Below are 20,327 nucleotides of genomic sequence, written 5' to 3'. Positions count from 1 at the left end.
ATGGACGTCACCGTAATCTGGGCCGCGATCATCGCATTGGGGCTCTTCATGTACGTCGTGCTCGACGGTTTCGACCTCGGCATCGGCATCGTCTTCCCGTTCTTCCCGGACGAGAAGGAACGCGACCTGATGATGAACACGGTCGCGCCCGTGTGGGACGGCAACGAGACGTGGCTCGTGCTCGGCGGCGCCGGCCTGTTCGCGGTGTTTCCGGTCGTCTACTCGACCGTGCTGTCCGCGCTGTACCTGCCGCTGATCTTCATGCTGATCTGCCTGATCTTCCGCGGCGTGTCGTTCGAGATCCGCGCGAAGGCGCGCCGCACCAAGCAGCTGTGGGATCTCGCGTTCATCGGCGGCTCGGCCGGCGCGACGCTGTTCCAGGGCATCGCGCTCGGCGCGTTCCTGCAGGGCATCGATGTGAAGGACGGCGTGTTCGCCGGCGACGCGTTCGACTGGCTCACGCCGTTCAGCCTGCTGACGGGCCTCGGCCTCGTCGCCACCTACGCGCTGCTCGGCTGCTGCTGGCTCGTCGCGAAGACCGAAGGCGACCTGCAGCGCCGCCTGCATCGCGTCGTGTGGCCGCTGACCGTCGTGCTGCTCGGCTTCATCGCGGTCGTCAGCCTGTGGACGCCGCTGCAGGACCCGGCGATCGCGCAGCGCTGGTTCGATTCGGGGCTGTTCTGGCGCCTGCTGCCGGTGCCGTTCCTCGTCGTCGGCTGCGCGATGTGGATGCGTCGCGCGGTGCGCGACCGGCACGACACGACGCCGTTCGTGCTCGCGCTGGCGCTCGTGCTGCTCGGCTACGTCGGCCTGCTCGTCACGCTGTTCCCGTATGCGATCCCGCAGAGCATGACGATCTGGGAAGCGGCCGCGCCGCGCTCCAGCCAGACCTTCACACTGGTCGGCGCAGCGGTTATCCTGCCGATCATCATCGCCTACACGACGATGGGCTACTGGGTATTCCGAGGCAAGGTGCGCCATGAAGACCAGCACTACTACCACCACTGAGCACGGCGCCGCGCCGCGCTCGAAACTGCGCGGCTGGATGTGGTTCGTCCTGCTGTGGGCAGGCGGCGTCGCCGGCGCGGTCACGCTCGGCTATGCGTTCAAGATCTTCATGAACCTGACGCTGTTCGCGGTGAAGTAGGCGCGTCGCACCGTTCACCGCCCGCACGGCGTCGCGCACATCGCGTTGTCCACTGCCGCGAAAAACGTCTGATAGAAATCCGGCTCGACGACGGTCTTGGTGCGCGAATCGCCGTTGCTGTCCCACACCGTGCGGTCGAACCGCGCGCGCACGACCGTCTCGCGCGTGCTCGTCACCCGCACCGTCACGATCGCCGCTACGCGCTCGTGATCCGGCTTCGCCGGCAAAAAGCCGATGCGGGCCTTCACCGCGCCGCGCACCAGTTGCCGCCACTTCGGGAGCAGCGTGTCGCTGCGGCCCGCCTCGACCAGCCCCGTGTCGCGATCGACCGTCACCGGCGCGTAGCCCTGCGCGCGCAGCACGCCCGCCACCGCGTCGAGCACATGCGCCTGCGTCGCGCCCGCATAGCTGCGATCGCTCAGCATGCGCAGCGTCTGCCGCTCCGCGTCGGTCAGGTCGACCTCGGTCTGGCTCGAGCTGTAGCGCACCAGCGACCCGCCGCTGCCGATCTGGCGCTCGGTCGCCGGTTGTGCCGCGCATCCGGCCAGCGCCGCGAACAGGCCCGCGCAGGCGAGCGAGCGCGTCCGTCGGGCTCGCCGAAAGCGGCGGATTCCAGTTGATCGGACATCGGGCGGCGCTATGATCGTCATCGGGGCATTCTCCTGTCGGCGCCATGATAGGGAGGCGCCCCGGCCTCGACAAACGACATTTTCTGACCGACTGTGTAGCTTTTCTTCGCGATCGCACGATGCGCCGACTGCCGCCCCTGAACGCGTTGCGCAGCTTCGAAGCTGCCGGACGCCTGCAAAGCCTGACCCTCGCCGCCGAGGAGCTGAACGTGACCCAGAGTGCGGTCGCGCAGCAGATCCGCGTGCTCGAAACGTACTTCGGGCAGAAGCTGTTCGAACGCGACGGGCGCTCGCTGCGGCTCACGCCGCGTGCGCGGCATTATCTCGTCGACGTCGCGAGCTGCCTCGGGCGGCTTGCGCAGGCGACCGGGCAGATGTTCGATTCCGTCGGCAGCCCGCCGATCCGCGTCGATACGACCGCATCGTTCGCGCACGGCTGGTTGCTGCCGCAACTGGCCGCGTTCCAGGCCGCGTATCCGGGCATCGACGTGCAGCTCGCCGCGACGCCCGATGCCGAGCTGGACCGGTTCGACGAGACCTGCGACGTCGTGATCCGCCGCTATACGCCGGAGCTGCGCCGCAAGGGCTTCGTGTCGCGGCCGCTGCTCGCGGGCGTCGCGGTGCCCGTCTGCGCGCCCGGCCATCCGCTGCTCGAGCGCGTGCGCGTGCCGTCCGACCTGCGCCATGTGCCGCTCCTGCACTACGAGGCCGTGCCGCAAGCGTGGCAGTACTGGTTCCATCAGGCCGGCACGGACGTCACCGAGACGCTGCGCGGCCCGTTCTATCGCGATTTCTTCCTGCTGCTCAAGGCTGCCGCCAGCGGGCTCGGCGTATGCCTCGCCACGCGCGCCGTCGTGCGCGACGACCTCGCAAGCGGCCGGCTCGTCGCGCTGTTTCCCGAGGTCCGGCTCGAAGGGCCGCCGTTTCATTGCCTGTATCGCGACGACGACGACCGGCCGTTGCGCACGTTCGTCGATTGGCTGTTCGCGCGGGCGGAGGAAGTGGATGGGCCGGTGGCGGTCTGACGACGTGGGCAGGCGCTACGGCGACTGACGCACCACGCCGAGCTTCAGCCCGAGCATGCCGAAGATGCGGCTCATCGTCTGCACGGTGCCCTCGCTGCGCCCCTGCTCGATATCCTGCATCGTTTTCGTCGACACGCCCGCGAGCTTCGCCATTTCGGCGCTGGTCAGCCACAGCGCCAGTTGATCCGGAAGCGAGAGTGCGGTGTAGCGCTTGTCCATGGTGTCGTCGGTAGGATCCGTGCCATTTCGTTGGTAACGCACGTTCGGCTCTGGGCCAAACCGCAGCATTTCGGCAGAAAACTATACAAGTCATGCCGCTTTGTTCGGATGAACTATATAGAAATCTACCGAATCGGAGACGACTTGGAGGCGTTGTCGAAGGGTCATGCGCGATCAAGATGGCGCTGCGTCCGGCGGAATTCAAGCAAGCCTGACGATACGTGACGCCCGCCAGCCTCCGGCACATTCCGCTCCACCCACACGTCAAAAAAACGGCCCTCGCATCACGCGAGAGCCGCATCGAAATCGCTGGAGAAAGTGCGCGCTCGGAAGGCTCAGAACGTATGCCGCACGCCCACCCGCACGAGCGTCTGCGTATCGCCCGCGGACGAGATGCCATTGCCGACGTCGCCGATCGACGCCGTCGCGTCGACGACGTTGCCGTACGGATCGAGCGTCTTGCCGCTCGCCTTCTGGTAGCCGACGAGGCCGTACAGCGCGGTGCGCTTCGACAGGTAGTAATACGACGCGAGGTTCAACTGGTGATACTTCGGCGCGGCGTCGCCGCCGACCGAGCTGCCGCGCGTGAAATCGTAGCCCGCCGCGACGCGCAGCGCGGGCGACGCCTGCCATGACACGGTGCCGCCGACCGAGTTGTAGGTCGCGTTGCCCTTGAACGTCGAAACCGCGCCCGCGTGGTATTGCGTGTTGCTGTACGACAGGCCCATCGTCACCGCGCCGATCTGGTAGGTCGATGCGACCGCAACGATCTGCATGCTCTTCGACGACGCGAAGCCCTCGTTGATCGACGACGCGAATGTGCCGTCATACGAGCCGGTCCACGCGCCGCCGTTCGCGCCGAACGCGTTCGTCGCGTACAGGTACGCGGCGCCGATCGCGAACGGCCCGTTCACGTACTGGCCGCCGACGCTCCACGTGTTCTGGTTCTTCACGCTGCCGGCCTGGTTGCCGAACCCGTACAGCGCGCCGAACGTGAAGCCGCCGAACTTCGGGCTGACGTACTTGACCGAGTTGTTCTCGCGCGACTGGTTGTCGATGTTGTCGAGATCGCCCGGATGCGCGCCCATCCCGGTCAGGAACGAGCCGGGCCCGATCGAGCCGACGAAATCGACGACCGGATCGTACTGGCGGCCCATCGTCAGCGTGCCGTAGCGCGTGCTCGACAGCCCCATCCACGACTGCCGGCCGAACATGCGGCCACCCTGACCGAGCTGGCCGGTGCCGATGTTGAAGCCGCTCTCGAGCTGGAACACCGCGGCGAGCCCGTCGCCGAGGTCTTCCTTGCCCTTGAGCCCCCAGCGGCTGCCGGACCACGTGCCGCTCGCGAAGCTGTAGCTCGATGCGCCGCGATACGCGACCGGCGAGCCCAGCGAGCCCTTGCTCGTCGCGACGCGCTGGTTGCTCGCGTACCCGAGCCCCGCGTCGACGATCCCGTAGAGCGTGACGGTGCCTTGCGCATGCGCCGCGGTGCAAAGGCAGCCGGCGACGCAGAGCGCCAAAGTGATCTTCTTCATGTAGAGGATTCCTGTCTATTGATTCGATGCCACCCGAAACGATGCATCCCCCCCGAGCGAGATGCCGACCTACGCCGAATCGGACAGCCACCGCGCGACACGCGCGACGAGCGGGTCCGCTTCGTCGAAGCACTCGACGCCCGCCACCTGCGGCGCGTCGCAAATCGTGAACACCGGCTTGCCCCATTGCAGGCCGAGCGCGATCTCGGACAGCGTGCCGAGGCCGCCGCCCACCGCGACCAGGCACAGCGATGCGCGCGCGATCAGCGCATTGCGCGTGATGCCGAGACCGGTCGGCAGCGCGACGCTCAGGTACGGATTCGCCTCCTGCGCATCGTCCTCGGGCAATAGCCCGATCGCGCACCCGCCGGCCGCATGCGCGCCGCGCGCGGCGGCCTCCATCACGCCCTGCTTGCCGCCGCCGACGAGCGCGACGCCCGCCGCCGCGATGCCGTACGCGATCCGCTCGGCGACGCGCATTTGCATTTCCGTCGCATCGCGCGGCCCGATCACGCCGACCGGCATCCGGTGCCGGCGTGCGCCGCGCTGCCGCTGCGCGAGCCGCGCGAGCGCGTCACGCGCGTCCTCCGACCATTCACATTCAATGACGCCGTTGCCGAACAAGGCCTTCCCCCAGTGCAAGAACGCAGGTGCAGAGCGCCGTCAGCACGATCGACAGCACGGCCGCCTGCGAGAAATCGGTTTGCCCGTCCGACAGCTTCAGGTACATCAGCAGCGGCAGGATGTTGATTTGCGTGCCGGCCAGCGCGAGCGCCGTGCCGTAGGTGCCGAGCGCGATCGCCGTCACGAGGCACCACGCGGACGCGACCGACGGCCACAGCTCGCGCCACGCGACGTCGAGCCACGCGCGCCACGGCCGCGCGCCGAGCGTCAGCGCCGCTTCGAGCGGCCTGCGGTCGAGATTCGCGAGCGCCGGATAGATCATCAGCGCGACGCGCGGGATCAGGTAGTACGCGTAGGCAACGGCGAGCCCCGGCATCGTGTAGATCGCGCCGCCGATCACGTTCTGGTCGGCCCCCAGCGACGCCAGCAGCGTGGTGACGAAGCCGGCGCGGCCGAACGCGAGGATGAAGCCGTACGCAATCACCAGCCCGGAGAACGCGAGCGGCACGCCGAGCAGCGCGAGCGACCAGTGGCGGCGGGCGGGCGACTGCCCCGCCAGCGCGAAAGCGACCGGCACGCCGACCCCGACCGACAGCGTGCCGGCGCCGACCGCCAGCGCCAGCGAGCGCGCGAGCGCATCGGCGACGAGCGGATCGCGCAGCACCGCGGCGAACGCGCGGCCGCCGTCCGTGAACGCCGCGCCGACGAGCGCCGCGAGCGGCAGCACGAAGAACACCGCGAGCAATCCCGCAGCCGGCGCCGCGCCGAAACGGCGCAGCGCGCCGCGTTCCGGTAAAGTGGCCTGCATCTCGCGCTCCTTACTTGCCGAGCGTCGCCTGCGACCACAACTGGTCGACCTCGGCCTTGCGCGCCGCCGCCTTCGCGACGTCGAGCGGGCGCACCTGCGGCGCATTCGGCAGCTTCGCCGCGACGTCCGGCGCCACCGGCGTACCGGGCACCGCCGGACGCACGTAGCCTTGCGCGAACAGCGCCTGCCCCGCGTCGCTCATCACCAGGTTGAGCCACAGCTGCGCGGCGGCCGGGTTCGGGCCGTTCTTCACGAGGCTCATCGCATACGGCGCCGACACGCTGCCGTCCTGCGGAATCACCACTTCCGCCGCGTCGCCCATCCCGTCCGCGTATTTCGCCTTGAGCCCGTCGTTCTCGTAGCCGATCAGGATCGGGATCTCGCCTTTCACGAACTTCGCGTAGGGCGTCGTGCCCTCGACGCGCAGCACGTTGCCCGCGTTCTTCAGCTTGCCGAAGAATTCCGCGCCCGGCTTCGGGTTCTCGACGCTGCCGCCGTTCGCGTACGCGGCCGCGAACACCGCGACCTGTCCCTGCCCGGTCGAGCGCGGATCGAGATAGACGACCGCGTTGCGGTACTCGGGCTTCAGCAGGTCGGACCAGCGCTGCGGCGCGTTCTTCACGAGCTTCTTGTTGACGAGGAACGCGATGTTCAGCGAGTGCACCGCGAACCAGCGGCCGTCGGCCGCGCGGAACACCGCCGGCAGCTTGTCGAAATTGAGCGGCTTGAACGGCGCGACCACGTCCTTGCCCGCCGCATCGAGCGCCGACGCGGCAAAGTAGTACGCGGTGTCGGCCTGCGGGCGGCGCCGCGACTTGTCGAGCGCGACGACGGTGGCCGCCGAGCCGATATCGTTGTACGTGATCTCGACCTTCGGATAGCGCTTGCGGAATTCGGCGAACAGCGCCTTCCAGTTCGCCCATTCCGGCCCCGTGTCGAACGACACGACGAGCCCCTCGTCGGCGGCCTTCTCGTACAGCGCGTCTTCGCCGGGATAGAGCGGCGCGGCGTGGGCGCCCAACGGCGCGAGCGTCGCGAGCGCGCAGAGCGCCAGCAGGCGGCGGCGCATCGTATTGAGGAACAGGCGGCGTGCAGACATCGTGAATCTCCGTTGAATGAATGGGGTCGCCCGCGCTTACGCGGCGGGCAGCACGAGCAGATGGCGCGGCTCGATCGCGATGCAGCGCGCGGGCAGTTCGCGCCCTTCGCACAGCAACGCGTCGGTTCCGCCCGCCGGCACGAAGTCGAAACGCTGCGTCGCGCCGAAGTAGCGCACCTCGCCGATCCGGCCATCGATGCGGTTCACCGCGTACGCGGGCGGATCGGGCTGCACGTGCTCGGGCCGCACCAGCACGTCGACCGTGTCGCCCGGCCGGTGCGCGCCCGTTTCGACGCACAGCGTCGTGAAGCGCACGTCGATCGCGCCCTGTGCAAGCACGCGGCCGCGCAGCACCGTCGAATGGCCGACGAAGCGGGCGACCTGCGCGCTCGCCGGACGCTCGTACAGGTCGCGCGGCGTGCCGGCCTGCAGCATGCGGCCGCCGTCGACGATCGCGACGCGGTCGGCCATGCTCAGCGCCTCGTCCTGGTCGTGCGTGACGAGCAGCGTCGTCGCGCCGCACGCGCGCTGCAGCGCGCGGATCTCGTCGCGCAGCTGATGACGGATACCGGCGTCGAGCGCCGCCAGCGGCTCGTCGAGCAGCAGCAGCTTCGGTTCGATCACGAGCGCCCGGGCCAGCGCGACGCGCTGCTGCTGCCCGCCGGACAGCATCGCGATGCCGCGATCCGCATGCGCCGACAGGCCGACCCGCTCGAGCATCTCCCGCGCGCGCCGGCGCCGGACGTCCGCCGCGACGCCGCGCATGCGCAGGCCGTACGCGACGTTGTCGACGACCGACAGGTTCGGAAACAGCGCGTAATGCTGGAACACCATGCCCACCTCGCGCTCCCACACGGGCACGCCCGCCACGTCGTCGCCGCCGATCGCGATGCGGCCGCGATAGCCGTCGAGCAGGCCGGCGGCGAGCCGTAGCAGCGTGGATTTGCCGGAACCGCTGCGCCCCATCACGGCGAGCAGCTCGCCTTGCGCAGCGGACAGCGTGACGTCGTCGACGCCGTGACGCGCGCCGGGATACTGGAAACTGACGTGTTCGAAATCGAGACTCATGACGGACTCACTTCAGACGTTGCACGGTGCTGACGGACACGAGCGTCGCGAGCACGGCGAGGACGAGCAGCACGACGGTCGCCGCGCACGCCATCCCCGACGCGCCGTAGAACGCCTGCAGCAGCACGATCGGATAGTTGCGATAGCGGAAGCCCGCGATCAGGTTCGACACCTGGAATTCGCCGATCGACAGCGCGGCCACCATCACGAGCCCGGAAAACAGGCTGTGCCGCAGGTTCGGCAGCACGATCGTGAAGAACTGGCGCAGCGGCGTCGCGCCGAGCGTCGCCGCGCAGGCCTCGAGACGTTCGAGGCCGAGATGGCGCAGATCGCTGAGCAGGGTCTGCAGCAGGTACGGCAGCGTCAGCACCGCGTGCGCGGCGATCATCAGCGGCAGCGTGCCCATCCACGGCAACGTGTCGCCGCTGAAGATCGCGATGTAGCCGAAGCCGAGCGTCAGCGCCGGCACGCCGACCGGCATCAGCATCACGATGCGCGTCGCGACGCCGCGCCCGGCCTGCGCACGGTGATGCAGCGCATACGCAAGCGGCAGGCCGACCACGGCATTGAGCGCGCAGCACGCCAGCGCGACCATCAGGCTCACGCCGAACGCGCGGGTGAAGCTCCCGTTCGCGGCCAGATCGGCGAACCAGTGCACGGTGAAGCCGCTGGGCAGCAGCGTGTTCGTCCACGACTGGCCGACGGAGCCGATCAGCAGCAGCGCGATCGGCAGCAGCAGGTAGACCCCGAACACCGCGACGAGCGCCTGCAGCACGAAGCGCCATGCGCTCGGGCGCACGGCATTGTTACGACGAATCGGAACACCATCGGCCAGTGCCGGGGCGGTAGACGGATGCATGGGTACGCTCGCTGCCGATGAGGAAAAACGTCGCGCAACGCCCGCCGGGCGGGGCCTGCACGCTTGTTCGAGACAGGCGCAGTGTGCGGTTTCGACATGGCATCGTCATGAAAAAAACGTACAAAGCCCGCATCGATCTGTGCGCGCAAGGAATAGTCGGACATGAAGCACCTGTATCCGAACGTGGCGGAACTGCACGCGTTCGCCAGTTCTGCGAAGTACCTGAATTTCTCGTACGCGGCGCGGGAACTCGGCCTGACGCCCAGCGCGGTGAGCCGGCAGATCGCGAATCTCGAAGCGCTGTTCGGCGTGAAGCTGTTCGTGCGCGAGGGGCGCAATCTCGCGTTGACGCGCGCCGGGCAGGTGTACCACGCACGTGTCGTCGGGCCGCTGCGCGAGATCGGCAACGCATCGATCGAACTGCTGAGCGCACGCGACGACAGCGACCTGCTGACGATCGCGAGCGTGCCGACCTTTACGACCAAGTGGCTCGTGCCGCGGCTCGCGCGCTTTCTCGCCAACGCGCCGAGCGTCACGCTGAGCTTTCGCCGCCATCTCGCGCACGGCGACATGTTCCCGTTCGGGCTCGACGCGGCGATCCGCTACGGCGACGGCGCATGGGAAGGCGTGCGAAGCGATTACCTGGACGGGCGGACCTTCGCGCCGGTGTGCACGCGCGAATTCGCGGACCGGCATGCGCTGCGCACGCCCGCCGACACCGCGGCCGCGCCGCGTCTCGTGCACGAGCAGGCCGAGATCGCGTGGTCCGCATGGGCGGAGCGTCATCGCGCGACGCAGATGAACGCGCTCGCGGGGCCGCGCTTCGAACAGTATTCGGTGCTGATCCAGGCGGCGCAGGCGGGGCTCGGAATCGCGCTCGTGCCGCGCTTCCTGATCCTCGACAATCTCGCGGCCGGCACGCTCGTCGAGCCGTTCGACGCGCCGGTCGACGTCGACGCGCAGGGGCACTACCTGTGCTACGCGCCGGAGCGCCTCGAGACGAGCGACGCGTTGCGGCGCTTCAGGGAATGGATGCTGGACGAATGCGCGAACGGGTAAAGCGAGGCTGCCGGCCGTACGCCGTCACGAAGCCGGCCTGAACGCGCCGGCTATACTTGCCGTCTTCCAAAAATCAACAAAACGAATACGGAGAGGGCAATGAACACGCATCGCGCCGGCGCACGCGGTCCAGTCTGGAAACGCATCGCGGCAACCGCGTTCGCCGCGGCATGCATGGCCGGCATGGCCAGCGCCGCGCAAGCCGCCGACAACGCCGCGCCCCGCCACTATCTGAGCCTGAGCCGCGACGGCGCCGGCAAGCTGCCGTGGAGCGACGAGCCCTATAGCTGGATCACGCACGACGGCAAGGTGCTGCGCGCCGGCGTGACCGACGCAAACGGACGCGCGGTCGTCGCGCGCCAAGCGGGCGAGACGCGCTACGCGCTGGACACGATCAATCTCCGCTGGAACTACACGGTCGACGACGCGTGCTGGGCACGCCAGGGCGCCGACTTCGGGCGCTGCGTCAAGATGGTCGACACGGTGGACAAGGTCTCGCAGCAGCGCGAAGAGGAGGAGCGCGCCGAAGCAGAGGAAGCGAAGACGCGGCGCGATGCGGCGCTGGCTCGCTATCGCAACGCCGCGGCCGCCAACGACGATGAACTCGCGTGGCTTGGCCCGCTGCCGGCCGAGTGGTCCTCCGACGAGGTCAGCCGGCAAATCAAGGACGTCTTCCACAAGATCGAGCACGACCTCGACACGATGAGCGCCGACGACGTCGACGTGACGCGCTTCGTCTGCAAGTCGCCGGACCAGATCGGGCCGGCGCCCGACCAGCAGGCCGTCGTCGATTATCTGGACGGCCTGCGCACGCCCGGCGCGACGACGCGCCAGCAATGGCGGGCGCTCGTCGAGGCCGCGCGCAAGGGCAACTGGCTCGCGCGGCTGCAGCTCTACCTCGCGCTCAACTCGCGGCCGCAGGACGATCTCGTCAGCGCATACCGGCGAACGCAATTGATGACGTGGCTGCAGGCCAACCACGTCGGCGCGCTCTACACGCACTACCTGGGCCTGCTTGCCTCGACCGGCTTTTTCGAGGGCCCGAGCCCGGGCCCCAGCTCGCCGATCTACCTGTACGCGGCGATGCACGGCAGCTACTCGGCGATGAAAAAATCCGGTGACGTGCTGGCCGGCGACGACGACCCGAAAATCCGGGCAAGCGGCGAGCGCATGCGCGACTGTGCGGTGAAGATGATGCCGGTGCTGTTCGCGAAGTAACCGCGGCGCCGCGCGTCGTTCGCCAGCACGAGCGCGGCGCCGTCGACCGCCCGGCGCCGCGCAGTGCGCCTGCCGCGCGCGGGCGGCAGGCAATTCACCCGGTCAGTGCTCGATGCCCAGCCCCGGCAGCACGCGCGTGTGCTCGGCGACGACCGCGTGCAGCCGCTCCGGCTCGACGCCGAGCAGCCCGAGGATCGTCGGCGCGACCTGCTTGGTGCCGACGTAGTCGCTGACCGTGCGCGCGCGATGCAGGCCCGGATACGACACGAGCAGGCCGAGGTGGTTGTCGTCCGGCGCATTGCCGCCGTGCTCCTCGTCCTTCTTCGTGCTCGACGTATAGATCACGCCCGGGTTCGGCTGCACGACGATGTCCGGCGTGCGGCCGTTGGCCGGATCGCCGAACTGCTCGGCGAGCGCGGCGCCGTACAGGATGTACGCCTGCGGGCCGTCCGCGCAGATTCCCGGCGCGTTGCAGCCGAGGTTCGCCTTCAGCGTCTGGACGACGGCGGTGCGCTGGCTGCGGTCGCGCAGCCAGATCAGGCCGACGTCGTCGGTCTGCACGAAGCCCGTGCCGACGAGGCCCGTGCCGTCGTTCAGGTTGCCCGTCGTCGTATTGTTCTGGCCGAAGTTGCCGTTCGGGTCGAGATAGTTGTTCGCTTCGAGCAGCTTCGTCAGCGTGTCGCCGTTCTTCACGAGCTTCGTGTGATCGGTCGGCGACTGGCCATGCTTCGCCGTCACGATCACGGCCGTCGTGTCGTACAGGCTGCGCTGCTTCAGCTCGGCGACGATCCGGCCGATCGAGTTGTCGACATACGTGATCGCGTTCGCGACTTGCCCGTTCGGCGTGAAGTTCGCATCCAGGTAGCCGCCGCCCTTCGTCACCGCCGCCTTCTGCGCGACGCTCAGCGTCTGGAAGTTCGTGCCGAACAGCGTCGGCACCGGCGCGGCCGACTTGCCGGTCGAGTCCAGGCCGTCGATCTGGTTGATCAGCGCCTGCACGTGCAGGTTGTCGAACTGCGCGGTATGCGAATAGACGTCGGTATAGTCCGTCTTCGTCACCGGGTCGATCGAGTTGATCTCGGTGCGCGCGAGATCGTCGACGCCCTTGCCCGACGGGCCATTCAGCCAGTCGTAGCCCCATGCATGCTTGTCGGCCCATGCGGTGCGCGCGTTCGGGATCGCGGACTTCACGGCCTCGAACACGGTGTTCGTCTTCACGTAGTTGTGCGGATAGACCGGCACGCACTTGCCGCCGACGAGCGCGTTCGGGATCGCCTGCGGGTTGAACGCGCCGCCGCCGTCGAGGTGCACGAGCGGGCCGCCGTTCATCGCGTCGATGCCCGTCGTTTCGTCGAACACGACGTTCCAGCCCTGCTTGCCCGAACAGGTCGTGTCGGTCGGCGCGTACAGGTTGCGGTCGTACGACACGTCGTAGAACAGGCCGGCCGTCTTCGGCGAGCCGCCCGTCACGAGCGCCGCGAGGCCCGGGAACGAATCCGACAGGCCCGGCGTGTGCGCATTCGTGTACGTCACGCCGCTTTGCGCGAGCGCCGCCACGTTCGGGCACGTGTTCGCGCCGATGCAGCGCGCGAGATCCTGCTCGTGCAGGCCGTCGATGCTGAGCAGCAGCACGTGCTTCGCCACGCGGCGGCCGTGCTCATGCCGTTCGTTGTCGCCCTGCGCGTGGACGCCCGCGCTCGCGAGCGCCAGCGCGCCCGCCACCATCACCGCCACCTTCCGCTGCTTACCGAAGAACGAATTCATCACCCCACCTCATCGATAGACGTTGAACTGCATGGCCTGCGAAACAGGCGCGTCAATATCGCCGAGCCGTGCGGCGGCTCCGTGAAGCAAGGCTTTCTGTTTTCTGTCAAACGTAACCAATCGCAAGTGACATCAGGGGGTCGTGATGTGATGGGTGCGACCCGTTGCGTCTGCGCGCGGCCTCATGCGTCGGTCTCGTAACGCAGACCGTATTCCCCCCGCGTTCGCCTGATTCGCGCGAAACCGGGTTCCCCCAGATGCATGCCGGCGATCAACAGCCCCTCCGAACTGACCAGGTCCAGAAGCCGTGAGCGTGTGGCGGCTGCCAGGGACGGGTCTTGATCGAATGCAATCGATACGTCCGGCCGCTTGATCTGGACGTGAGGAAAATGAACGATATCGCCCCAGACAAGCAGGCTCCGATCACGGGATTCGACGATATATCCGGTGTGTCCATCCGTGTGTCCCGGCAGCGACATCGCTCTGATACCGGGAAGCACTTCCCCGTCGTCGAAAGTGCGAAGCTTGTCGCCGTAGCCGCCGAACACCTGGCGCGCTATCAGGAAGTTGCCGCGGGCCCGCTCGCTGGCACGACTCAGATTTCCGTCATCCTGCCAAAATTCGACCTCGCGCTGATGAGCCACAAGCTCCGCGTTCTGAAAGGCAATTTGCCCGTCTGCATTCACCAGCCCGCCGACATGGTCGGGATGAGCGTGTGTGAGCAGGATCGTGTCGATCGTGGATGGTTCGATGCCGGCCAGCGATAGATTGGTCTTCAGGCGGCCGCCCCATTGCTTGATCCCTCCAGCCCCACCGTCGATGAGAATCGTGCGGCCCGCTCCGCGCACCACGTAGCAGTTGATATGCACGGCGGTGGGCTGCTCTTGCCCTGCATCACGCTGCATTCCGGCGGCCTCGGACATGTCGATATTCGACAGGAAGTCGAGGCTGGCGGTGAGGTAGCCATCGCTGATGGCGGTAATCGTGAAGTCGCCAGCTTGCTGGCTTGGAAAGGTAACGGTGGACACGACGCTTCTCCAGACCGGCTAGTTTCGGGCGTGAATGTTCGACGCGGCGTAACCGAAGCAACGGATGCGCGCCGTGAGGCCCGTGCAGCGAGCGATGGCGTTCTCCAAGGCTTCCATGAACCGGTTCATTAGCGCGGGCGTGCGCAACGTCTCGACGCGATATTGGACTTCCGCGAAGACGGGATGTCCGTGCCCATGCCGAACGTCGACAAAGTTGACGTGAACGTTCTTGAGTGCCGCTTCAAGGACGCTCGTACAGAGTTTGACGCAGTCGCGGGAAAGCTCCGCAAGCCGCTCATCAGACGGCATTTGCCCCGCAGGAATATAGATCGTGACATTGGGCATCGCGGACCTATTTTTGCTGTTCGGTCGAAGCGGGGCGAAAGCTTGTCAGTTGCTCCGCCATCGGCGAGTAGAGGTGAACGCCTTCGGACATGCTTTCGACAAGCCGAGCATGTTGCCGAGGCAGCGTCGCGAGCCAACGGCGTTCCGGAAATTTCTCCAGCGCAACCGCATGCATGGCCAACGGTGTGAGGCCCATCCGGATCAGGGGTTCGGGGCCGCTTGCACAAAGCGCGAGGAGTTCGTCGGCATTGACCGCCGGCGCAAGGCCGATATCGCTGTAGAGATTTCGATGCCAGTCGGTGATGTGTTGCTGCCACCGAGCGAAATTGCCGCCGCCTTTCCGGCGATATTCGTCTCCCGTCAGGACATCGAGACCGTCAATCGTGTGGACGGCCAAATAGACCGGGCAATCATCGCTCAACGACTTGAAGCGCTGCGACGTATGAAAGCCGGCAACCGATATGAGGGCGGGCAGCTTTTCGTGGCTGTAGAAGTCGTTCCATTCGGCTTCGCTGTCGGGGTCGGCAAAGCTGCATTCCACGGTGTAGATCATCGGATTATCCTTCGCGACGGACGCGCATTCATTGCAGTTATGTAATGCTAGCCGGCTGCATCTCAGTTAGATATCGAATTAAAATCAGCCTTCCGTGACATTTACTCAAGCTGGCGACGAACGCATTCCGATCGGAGAGACTCCAATGCGACGCAAGATTCCAAGCAATTCCGCGCTCCTGGCTTTCGAGGCTGCGGCTCGACACGGAAGCTTCGCCCGCGCCGCCGAGGAGTTGGCCCGGACCGAGGGCGCCGTCAGCCGTCAGATCGGCCGGCTGGAGGCGTTCCTGGGCGTGACCCTGTTCGAGCGCGTTGGAAATCGGGTACGGCTTGCACCCAACGGCACGCGATACGCGGTGCAGGTTCGCGAGATCCTGGATCGGCTGGAACGGGACAGCCTGTATCTGATGGGGCAGCCCATCGAGGGCGCGAGCATTGATATCGCGGCAATTCCGACCTTCGCCACCCGTTGGCTCATTCCGCGACTGAAACATTTTCAAACCCGGCATCCGAACATTACCGTGCATATCGCCGAACGTATGGAGCCCTTCCTTCTTGCCGGCAGCGGTTTCGACGCGGCCATTCATTTTGAGCATCCGGCATGGGCGGGCATGCACCTGCATCCCCTGCTGGAAGAGGTGCTGGTGCCCGTCTGTAGTCCGGCGCTCCTCGCAGACGCCGGTGCGAACACATCGCTGGATGCGCTGCCACGCCTTCACCGGCGGCAAAATCCGGACGCGTGGCAGATTTATGCACAAGAGTCCGGCATCGTGCTGACCAATTCCGCGGTTGGCGCACGTTACGATCTCCATTCCATGCTGATCGAGGCGGCGCTAGCCGGCCTGGGTGTCGCATTGGTGCCGCGTCTTTACGTCGAGACCGAGCTCGAACAAGGCCGCTTGGTCGCGCCTTGGCCGGACGGCAAAGCAATTGCCAAGAACTTCTGCCTCGTTCTTCCCGAGCCGATCGAATTAAGTGAGGGGCCGCTACAGGCGTTTGCGAAATGGATTCTTGACGAAGCCCGAGACTTGGCGCGTTAGCGCCGCCTGACGCTCATCACGAACAGCCATCAGCACTTTTTTTCCACCTTGGCGCCCGACTATTGTCATGCGATAAAGGGTTTTCCCTGACCCGGAGCACGAGAATGTCGACCCTGGAAGCCCTCCGGTTCGTGCTGGACGATGCACGCACCCCTGAAATCATTCGTCATCACGTCGTCGACGCGTTGCAGTACGCGCTGCGCAACTACGGACAGGTGTTCACGGCGAAGGAAGTGCAGTGGCTGACGCAATGGGACGATCCGCGCCTGCCGCTGGCGGCGAGGAAGGAACTGGACAAGCGCGAACCCGAAGTCACGCGCTGAACGTTCCGCTGCCGCGCCCGAACCGACGGACGCGGCAGCGGAAGAACGGCAAGGCTCACTTCAAACCGAAGTCGACGCGCGTCGTCGCGCCCTTGTCGTCGATGCCCTTCGCATCGAGCTTCGGCGCGACGATGAACATCCGGCTCGAATCGATCTTCCCTTCGAGGTACTGACGCACCGACTGCGCGCGCGCCTGCGCGAGCGTGCGCAGGCTGCCCTCGTCGACCGGCGCGTGCTCGGCCAGCGCCTTTCTCATGTCGTCGTCCGGCAGCGTCTTCTGCAGGCCGACCAGGTTGCGCGGCTTCTTGAAGTCGGCGGCCTTGTACGCACGCGTCAGATACGTGTGGTACTCGGCAGGCTCGACCTTCACCGAGCGCGGATCGATGCTCTCGCCCTGCCCGACGACGTCCTTCAGCTTCTGCTGGCGCACGAGCCGGTCGACGTAGGTTTCGCGCAGCCCCGGCATGTCCTTGTCCGGATCGACGCGGCCGATCAGGTCGAGGCGAATCGACGCCTTCTCGTTCAGCATCTTCACGACCGTGTCGAGCTTCTTCTGCTGCGCGTCGGCGAGCTCGTCCGAGCCCGGCGCGAACTCGACGTAGCCGAGCTCCTCGCCGCCGCCGCCGAACGCGTGCGCGAGCAGCGAGAACGGCGACGTGACCGCCTTCGCGATCAGGTTCAGCACCGCGCGCCAGATCAGCCCGCCGACGCTGAACTCCGGATTCGACAGCGAGCCCGACACCGGCAGGCTCACGTCGATCTCGCCGCGCGAATTCTTCAACAGCGAGATCGCGAGCTTCACCGGCAGCTTGGTCGCCGTGTCGTTCTCGACGTGGTCGCCGAACGTCAGCTGGTCGATGAAGATGTGGTTGTTCGCCGACAGCTGGTCGTTCGCGAGCTGGTAATGCAGGTCGACGTTGAGCTTGCCCTTCGTGATCGGATAGCCCGCGTACTTCGCGGAATACGGCGTCAGGGTGGTCAGCTCGATGTCGTGCGCGGTCGCGGTGAGGTCGAGCGCCGGCTTCGCGATCAGCGGATTGACCGTGCCCTTGATCGTGATCGGCCCGTTGCCCGCGAGGTTCGCGGCGACGTCGACCGGCGCGGACGTCGTCGAATCGGTGCCGAACGCGCCGATCGTGCCCTTGATCGCGACTAGGTTCGCCGTGTAGTTCGGCTTGATGAAGTTGTCGGTGTAGTTCACGCGGCCGTTCTGCAGCACGAACTCGCCGAAATGCACCCGCACCGGGTTCTGCGGCGGCGGCGCGGCCTTGACGACCGCCGGCGCCGACGCGGCGGCCGGCGCGGACGCCTGCTGCGCGACCGCGGCCGACGCGGCGGCCGGCGCCGGCTCGCCCTTGCTCGTGTCGCGCGTCAGCGACTGCGCGGGGCCGGATTCCTTCGCGACGATGTCCTTCAGGTTCAGCCGCCCTTGCGCGTCGAGCAGCACGCGGCCGTAGAAGTTCGAGAACGTGACGCGCGCCGCGTCGACGTCGGTGCCCTTCTCGTCGTAGGTCGCCTTCAGGTTCGACAGCGCGAGCGAGCGCCAGCCCGCGAACGGGTCGGACGTCGCCTTGTCGAGCATCCGCACGTCGACGAGCGCGGCGTCACCGCGATACGACGCGCGTGTCGCTCCGTTCGCCTGCGCGAACGCCAGGTTGCCGTTCGCGTTGAGCAGCGCGCTCGCGACGGTCGCGTTCAGCGCGCTGCCGAAATACGGCTCGAATGCGGCCGCGTCGAGGCGGTTGCCGTTGATCTTCAGGCCGAGCTTGAGCGGCTGCGCGGTGACGTCGCCCGACACGTTCAGCGAGCCCTTGCGGTTCAGGGTCGCCGTCAGCTCCACCGGCAGCGGCTTCGTCAGGTCGTCGCTGATCTTCTGGACGGACAACGCCAGCGGCTTGATCGCGAGCTTCACCGGGCGCGGCGTCGACAGGTCCGTGTAGTTCGCCGCCGAATCCTTCACGTTCAGCGCGTCGATCCGGTAATGCCACGACGGCGCGGCGGCCTCCGCCTTGCGCGCAACCGTGCGCGCGGGCAGCGCCTTCTGCTCGGGGCTCGCCAGCGCCGCGAGATCGATCGTGCCGTCCTTCAGGCGCGTCACGTCGAGCGCGAGCCCGCTTGCGTCGACGCTCGCGATCTGCGCGGTGCGCGTCGCGAGATCGACCTTCGCGATCTTCGCGCTCGCGTCGGGCAGCACGATGGCCGGCGTCTTCGCGGCCGGCGTCGCGATCTTCAGCGATTTCAGGCTCACCTCGCTGTCGGCGACCTGCGCGTCGAGCGGCGTCTTGCCCCAGTCGGCCTTCGCGTTGAGCGTCGCGCCGAGCGTGCCGTCGAGCACGCGCGCGCGCGTCGCTTCGCCGAGGTACGGCTGCAGCACGGGCAGCGCGAGCGCATCGACCGTCAGCTTCGTGTCGGCCCGCTTCGCCGCGACGCTGAACGCGCCTTCGGCCTTCACGTCGCCGCCGCGCGCGAGCGACGTCGACAGCGTGTACTTCGCCGGCGTGTTGCCCTGCAGCGTGAAGCCGTCGAGCGTCGCCGCCAGTTTCGTGAGCGACAGCGTGGTCGGCGTCGCGGGCACGCGGTCGTCGAGGTTGATCGTGCCGCCGTCGATCGCGAAGTGGCGGATCGTCAGGTCGAGCGGCGGCGTCTTCGTTTCGGTCGGCGCTGCGGCGCCCGATGCGGCCGATGCGGCCGTCGCCGCGCTCGCCGCGGCCGGCACGGCCACGCCCGACGCCGCCGGCGCGGCCGACGGCGCCTTTGCGTCGGGCGCCGCCGCGGGGTGCGCGGCCAGCTTCTCGACGTTCAGCACGCCCTGCCGGTCGCGCGCGAGATCGACGACCGGCTGGTCGACGCGGATCTCGTCGAAATGCAGCGCGTTGCGCAGCGGCTCGAGGCCGGCCGCCGCGACGTGCACGCCGCGCGCGGCGAACAGCGGCTCGGACGCCGCGCTCGTCACCTTCGCGTCGTTCAGGTCGACGGTGCCCGACACGCGCAGCGCCGGCGTCGCGCCGCTCATCACGAAATTGAGCTTGAGGTTGCTGCTGAGCAGGCCGCTCGTCACCGCGACCGGCAGCTTCGCCGGCACGTACGAGATCAGCTGCGGCACATCGAGCCTGTCGAACTTCAGCTCGATCTCCGATTCGCGCGACTGCGCGAACGGCTTGGTCCGGCCTTCGATCGCGATCGGGCTGCCGTCGAACCGCAGGCGCAGCTTCGGCTGGACGAAGATGTCGGTCTTCGACGGCAGCGTCGCGATGTACGGAATGCCGAGCGTCCAGTTGTCGACGACGTGCTTTTCATTGAGCAGACGATCGTCGAAGTCGATCCGTCCATCGTTGATCTGGATGTTCGACACCGAGAAGTGCGTCGGCTTGCTTTCCGGTTTCGACGGCGTCGAGAACTTCTCGATCAGGTCGGTGAAGTTGAAGCGCTGCGCGTCGTAGCGCACGACGTGAAAGCGCGGCGCATCGACGCGGACTTCGTTGACGATCGGCGCGCCGCGAAACAGCGACGTCCACGACGGGCGCACGACGAGCTTGCCGATGTCGATGAAATCGCCCTGGCCGCCGCGCTCGCCGAGATGGATGCCGTCGGCTTCGAGGTTCAGCGTATACGGATTGAGCGCGATGCGCCGGATGGTCGCGGGACGGTCGAGCTGCCGGCTCAACTGCTGTTCGGCGATGTGACGGATCAGCGGCGGCGCGGCGAAGAACCCGAGCAGTCCGAACAGAACGACGAAGATCAGCACGCCGAGGCCGATGCGCCGGGTCCGGCGCGCGCGCGCAACGTCGCGCAGCGCATGCAGCGTCGAGGAAACGGTGTCTTTGTTGAGGCTTGCCATGCTGGATTGCCTTGGGAGCAATATGTCAGGGAATCCGGGGAATCGAAGCGATCCGGCCCGTTTCCCGCAAGTATAGGCTCAGGGGGTGACGGAACGCAGATGGGGTCGCCGCCGCGCCTGCCGTTCGGACCGGCGCGGCGGCGGTGC

The 20,327-nt window shown here is 67.3% G+C and carries 20 protein-coding genes; 7 read left to right on the top strand and 13 right to left on the bottom strand.

The features are described from left to right. Complete coding sequence (gene cydB / locus HWX31_RS25475) at positions 1-1,008, top strand: cytochrome d ubiquinol oxidase subunit II (RefSeq protein ID WP_010090109.1); 1,008 nt, start codon at positions 1-3, stop codon at positions 1,006-1,008. After that, positions 980-1,147, top strand: coding sequence for a hypothetical protein (locus HWX31_RS25470; protein ID WP_085955376.1), 168 nt, complete (start codon positions 980-982; stop codon positions 1,145-1,147). Before cydB ends, HWX31_RS25470 begins: the two co-directional genes overlap by 29 nt. 14 nt (positions 1,148-1,161) lie before the next feature. Here the strand turns inward: HWX31_RS25470 and HWX31_RS25465 are convergent, their stop codons facing one another. Beyond that, positions 1,162-1,797, bottom strand: a complete 636-nt coding sequence (locus tag HWX31_RS25465) for a hypothetical protein (RefSeq protein WP_174965789.1) — start codon at positions 1,795-1,797, stop codon at positions 1,162-1,164. Between the two features lie 98 nt (positions 1,798-1,895). Between HWX31_RS25465 and HWX31_RS25460 the strand changes: the two genes are divergently transcribed. Continuing rightward, a complete protein-coding gene (locus HWX31_RS25460; protein WP_244143845.1) occupies positions 1,896-2,801 on the top strand; it encodes a LysR substrate-binding domain-containing protein in 906 nt (301 codons plus the stop codon). Positions 2,802-2,816: 15 nt separating this feature from the next. On the opposite strand, the gene HWX31_RS25455 is transcribed toward HWX31_RS25460, so the two are convergent. The 7 genes from HWX31_RS25455 to HWX31_RS25425 form a co-directional block, all read right to left on the bottom strand. Further along, on the bottom strand, positions 2,817-3,020 hold the full coding sequence (locus tag HWX31_RS25455; protein WP_174965787.1) for a helix-turn-helix domain-containing protein: 204 nt from the start codon (positions 3,018-3,020) through the stop codon (positions 2,817-2,819). A gap of 335 nt (positions 3,021-3,355) precedes the next feature. Continuing rightward, entirely contained in the window at positions 3,356-4,555 is a 1,200-nt protein-coding gene (locus HWX31_RS25450) for a porin (RefSeq protein ID WP_174965786.1), read from the bottom strand. Positions 4,556-4,624: 69 nt separating this feature from the next. Further along, entirely contained in the window at positions 4,625-5,179 is a 555-nt protein-coding gene (locus HWX31_RS25445) for a TIGR00725 family protein (protein ID WP_174965785.1), read from the bottom strand. After that, positions 5,157-5,987 (bottom strand): ABC transporter permease, encoded by an 831-nt coding sequence (locus HWX31_RS25440; protein WP_174965784.1) that lies wholly within the window; start codon positions 5,985-5,987, stop codon positions 5,157-5,159. The genes HWX31_RS25445 and HWX31_RS25440 overlap by 23 nt, the downstream gene beginning before the upstream one ends. Before the next feature lie 10 nt (positions 5,988-5,997). Then, positions 5,998-7,086, bottom strand: coding sequence for an extracellular solute-binding protein (locus HWX31_RS25435; RefSeq protein WP_174965783.1), 1,089 nt, complete (start codon positions 7,084-7,086; stop codon positions 5,998-6,000). Positions 7,087-7,122: 36 nt separating this feature from the next. Then, the gene (locus HWX31_RS25430; protein ID WP_174965782.1) at positions 7,123-8,154 is read right to left on the bottom strand and encodes an ABC transporter ATP-binding protein; all 1,032 of its coding nucleotides are present in this window, start codon (positions 8,152-8,154) and stop codon (positions 7,123-7,125) included. A gap of 7 nt (positions 8,155-8,161) precedes the next feature. After that, the gene (locus HWX31_RS25425) at positions 8,162-9,013 is read right to left on the bottom strand and encodes an ABC transporter permease (protein ID WP_174965781.1); all 852 of its coding nucleotides are present in this window, start codon (positions 9,011-9,013) and stop codon (positions 8,162-8,164) included. A 162-nt stretch (positions 9,014-9,175) separates the two neighbouring features. Here HWX31_RS25425 and HWX31_RS25420 point away from each other — a divergent pair, with 162 nt between their 5' ends. Both HWX31_RS25420 and HWX31_RS25415 read left to right on the top strand, forming a co-directional pair. Continuing rightward, on the top strand, positions 9,176-10,072 hold the full coding sequence (locus HWX31_RS25420; protein ID WP_174965780.1) for a LysR substrate-binding domain-containing protein: 897 nt from the start codon (positions 9,176-9,178) through the stop codon (positions 10,070-10,072). Positions 10,073-10,171: 99 nt separating this feature from the next. Continuing rightward, a complete protein-coding gene (locus HWX31_RS25415; RefSeq protein ID WP_174965779.1) occupies positions 10,172-11,290 on the top strand; it encodes a hypothetical protein in 1,119 nt (372 codons plus the stop codon). A 102-nt stretch (positions 11,291-11,392) separates the two neighbouring features. Here the strand turns inward: HWX31_RS25415 and HWX31_RS25410 are convergent, their stop codons facing one another. The 4 genes from HWX31_RS25410 to HWX31_RS25395 form a co-directional block, all read right to left on the bottom strand. Beyond that, entirely contained in the window at positions 11,393-13,054 is a 1,662-nt protein-coding gene (locus HWX31_RS25410) for an alkaline phosphatase family protein (RefSeq protein WP_174965778.1), read from the bottom strand. 182 nt (positions 13,055-13,236) lie between these two features. Then, on the bottom strand, positions 13,237-14,082 hold the full coding sequence (locus tag HWX31_RS25405; protein ID WP_174965777.1) for an MBL fold metallo-hydrolase: 846 nt from the start codon (positions 14,080-14,082) through the stop codon (positions 13,237-13,239). 18 nt (positions 14,083-14,100) lie between these two features. Continuing rightward, positions 14,101-14,427 (bottom strand): hypothetical protein, encoded by a 327-nt coding sequence (locus HWX31_RS25400; RefSeq protein ID WP_174965776.1) that lies wholly within the window; start codon positions 14,425-14,427, stop codon positions 14,101-14,103. Positions 14,428-14,434: 7 nt separating this feature from the next. Then, positions 14,435-14,980 carry a sugar ABC transporter gene (locus tag HWX31_RS25395; RefSeq protein ID WP_174965775.1) on the bottom strand — a complete coding sequence of 182 codons (546 nt, stop codon included), beginning with the start codon at positions 14,978-14,980 and terminating at the stop codon, positions 14,435-14,437. 145 nt (positions 14,981-15,125) lie between these two features. On the opposite strand from HWX31_RS25395, the gene HWX31_RS25390 reads away from it, so the two are divergent. Next, entirely contained in the window at positions 15,126-16,019 is an 894-nt protein-coding gene (locus HWX31_RS25390; RefSeq protein ID WP_174965774.1) for a LysR substrate-binding domain-containing protein, read from the top strand. 104 nt (positions 16,020-16,123) lie between these two features. Next, positions 16,124-16,342: a hypothetical protein gene (locus HWX31_RS25385; protein ID WP_010097438.1), complete on the top strand. Its 219-nt coding sequence runs from the start codon at positions 16,124-16,126 to the stop codon at positions 16,340-16,342. Positions 16,343-16,397: 55 nt separating this feature from the next. Here HWX31_RS25385 and HWX31_RS25380 read toward each other — a convergent pair whose 3' ends face one another. Continuing rightward, positions 16,398-20,180, bottom strand: coding sequence for a DUF748 domain-containing protein (locus tag HWX31_RS25380; RefSeq protein ID WP_174965773.1), 3,783 nt, complete (start codon positions 20,178-20,180; stop codon positions 16,398-16,400). Positions 20,181-20,327 lie beyond the last annotated feature (147 nt).

The sequence above is a fragment of the Burkholderia ubonensis genome (assembly GCF_902833085.1).
In the GTDB taxonomy this organism is placed as follows: Bacteria; Pseudomonadota; Gammaproteobacteria; order Burkholderiales; family Burkholderiaceae; genus Burkholderia; species Burkholderia ubonensis.
This window is presented reverse-complemented; position numbering and strand designations above follow the sequence as displayed.

What these genes read in the sequence shown, in the direction of transcription:
- cydB (WP_010090109.1), top strand. Translation starts at nt 1, where the DNA reads ATGGACGTCACCGTAATCTGGGCCGCGATCATCGCATTGGGGCTCTTC.
- HWX31_RS25470 (WP_085955376.1), top strand. Translation starts at nt 980, where the DNA reads ATGAAGACCAGCACTACTACCACCACTGAGCACGGCGCCGCGCCGCGC.
- HWX31_RS25465 (WP_174965789.1), bottom strand. Translation starts at nt 1,797, where the DNA reads ATGACGATCATAGCGCCGCCCGATGTCCGATCAACTGGAATCCGCCGC.
- HWX31_RS25460 (WP_244143845.1), top strand. Translation starts at nt 1,896, where the DNA reads ATGCGCCGACTGCCGCCCCTGAACGCGTTGCGCAGCTTCGAAGCTGCC.
- HWX31_RS25455 (WP_174965787.1), bottom strand. Translation starts at nt 3,020, where the DNA reads ATGGACAAGCGCTACACCGCACTCTCGCTTCCGGATCAACTGGCGCTG.
- HWX31_RS25450 (WP_174965786.1), bottom strand. Translation starts at nt 4,555, where the DNA reads ATGAAGAAGATCACTTTGGCGCTCTGCGTCGCCGGCTGCCTTTGCACC.
- HWX31_RS25440 (WP_174965784.1), bottom strand. Translation starts at nt 5,987, where the DNA reads ATGCAGGCCACTTTACCGGAACGCGGCGCGCTGCGCCGTTTCGGCGCG.
- HWX31_RS25435 (WP_174965783.1), bottom strand. Translation starts at nt 7,086, where the DNA reads ATGTCTGCACGCCGCCTGTTCCTCAATACGATGCGCCGCCGCCTGCTG.
- HWX31_RS25430 (WP_174965782.1), bottom strand. Translation starts at nt 8,154, where the DNA reads ATGAGTCTCGATTTCGAACACGTCAGTTTCCAGTATCCCGGCGCGCGT.
- HWX31_RS25425 (WP_174965781.1), bottom strand. Translation starts at nt 9,013, where the DNA reads ATGCATCCGTCTACCGCCCCGGCACTGGCCGATGGTGTTCCGATTCGT.
- HWX31_RS25420 (WP_174965780.1), top strand. Translation starts at nt 9,176, where the DNA reads ATGAAGCACCTGTATCCGAACGTGGCGGAACTGCACGCGTTCGCCAGT.
- HWX31_RS25415 (WP_174965779.1), top strand. Translation starts at nt 10,172, where the DNA reads ATGAACACGCATCGCGCCGGCGCACGCGGTCCAGTCTGGAAACGCATC.
- HWX31_RS25410 (WP_174965778.1), bottom strand. Translation starts at nt 13,054, where the DNA reads ATGAATTCGTTCTTCGGTAAGCAGCGGAAGGTGGCGGTGATGGTGGCG.
- HWX31_RS25400 (WP_174965776.1), bottom strand. Translation starts at nt 14,427, where the DNA reads ATGCCCAATGTCACGATCTATATTCCTGCGGGGCAAATGCCGTCTGAT.
- HWX31_RS25395 (WP_174965775.1), bottom strand. Translation starts at nt 14,980, where the DNA reads ATGATCTACACCGTGGAATGCAGCTTTGCCGACCCCGACAGCGAAGCC.
- HWX31_RS25390 (WP_174965774.1), top strand. Translation starts at nt 15,126, where the DNA reads ATGCGACGCAAGATTCCAAGCAATTCCGCGCTCCTGGCTTTCGAGGCT.
- HWX31_RS25385 (WP_010097438.1), top strand. Translation starts at nt 16,124, where the DNA reads ATGTCGACCCTGGAAGCCCTCCGGTTCGTGCTGGACGATGCACGCACC.
- HWX31_RS25380 (WP_174965773.1), bottom strand. Translation starts at nt 20,180, where the DNA reads ATGGCAAGCCTCAACAAAGACACCGTTTCCTCGACGCTGCATGCGCTG.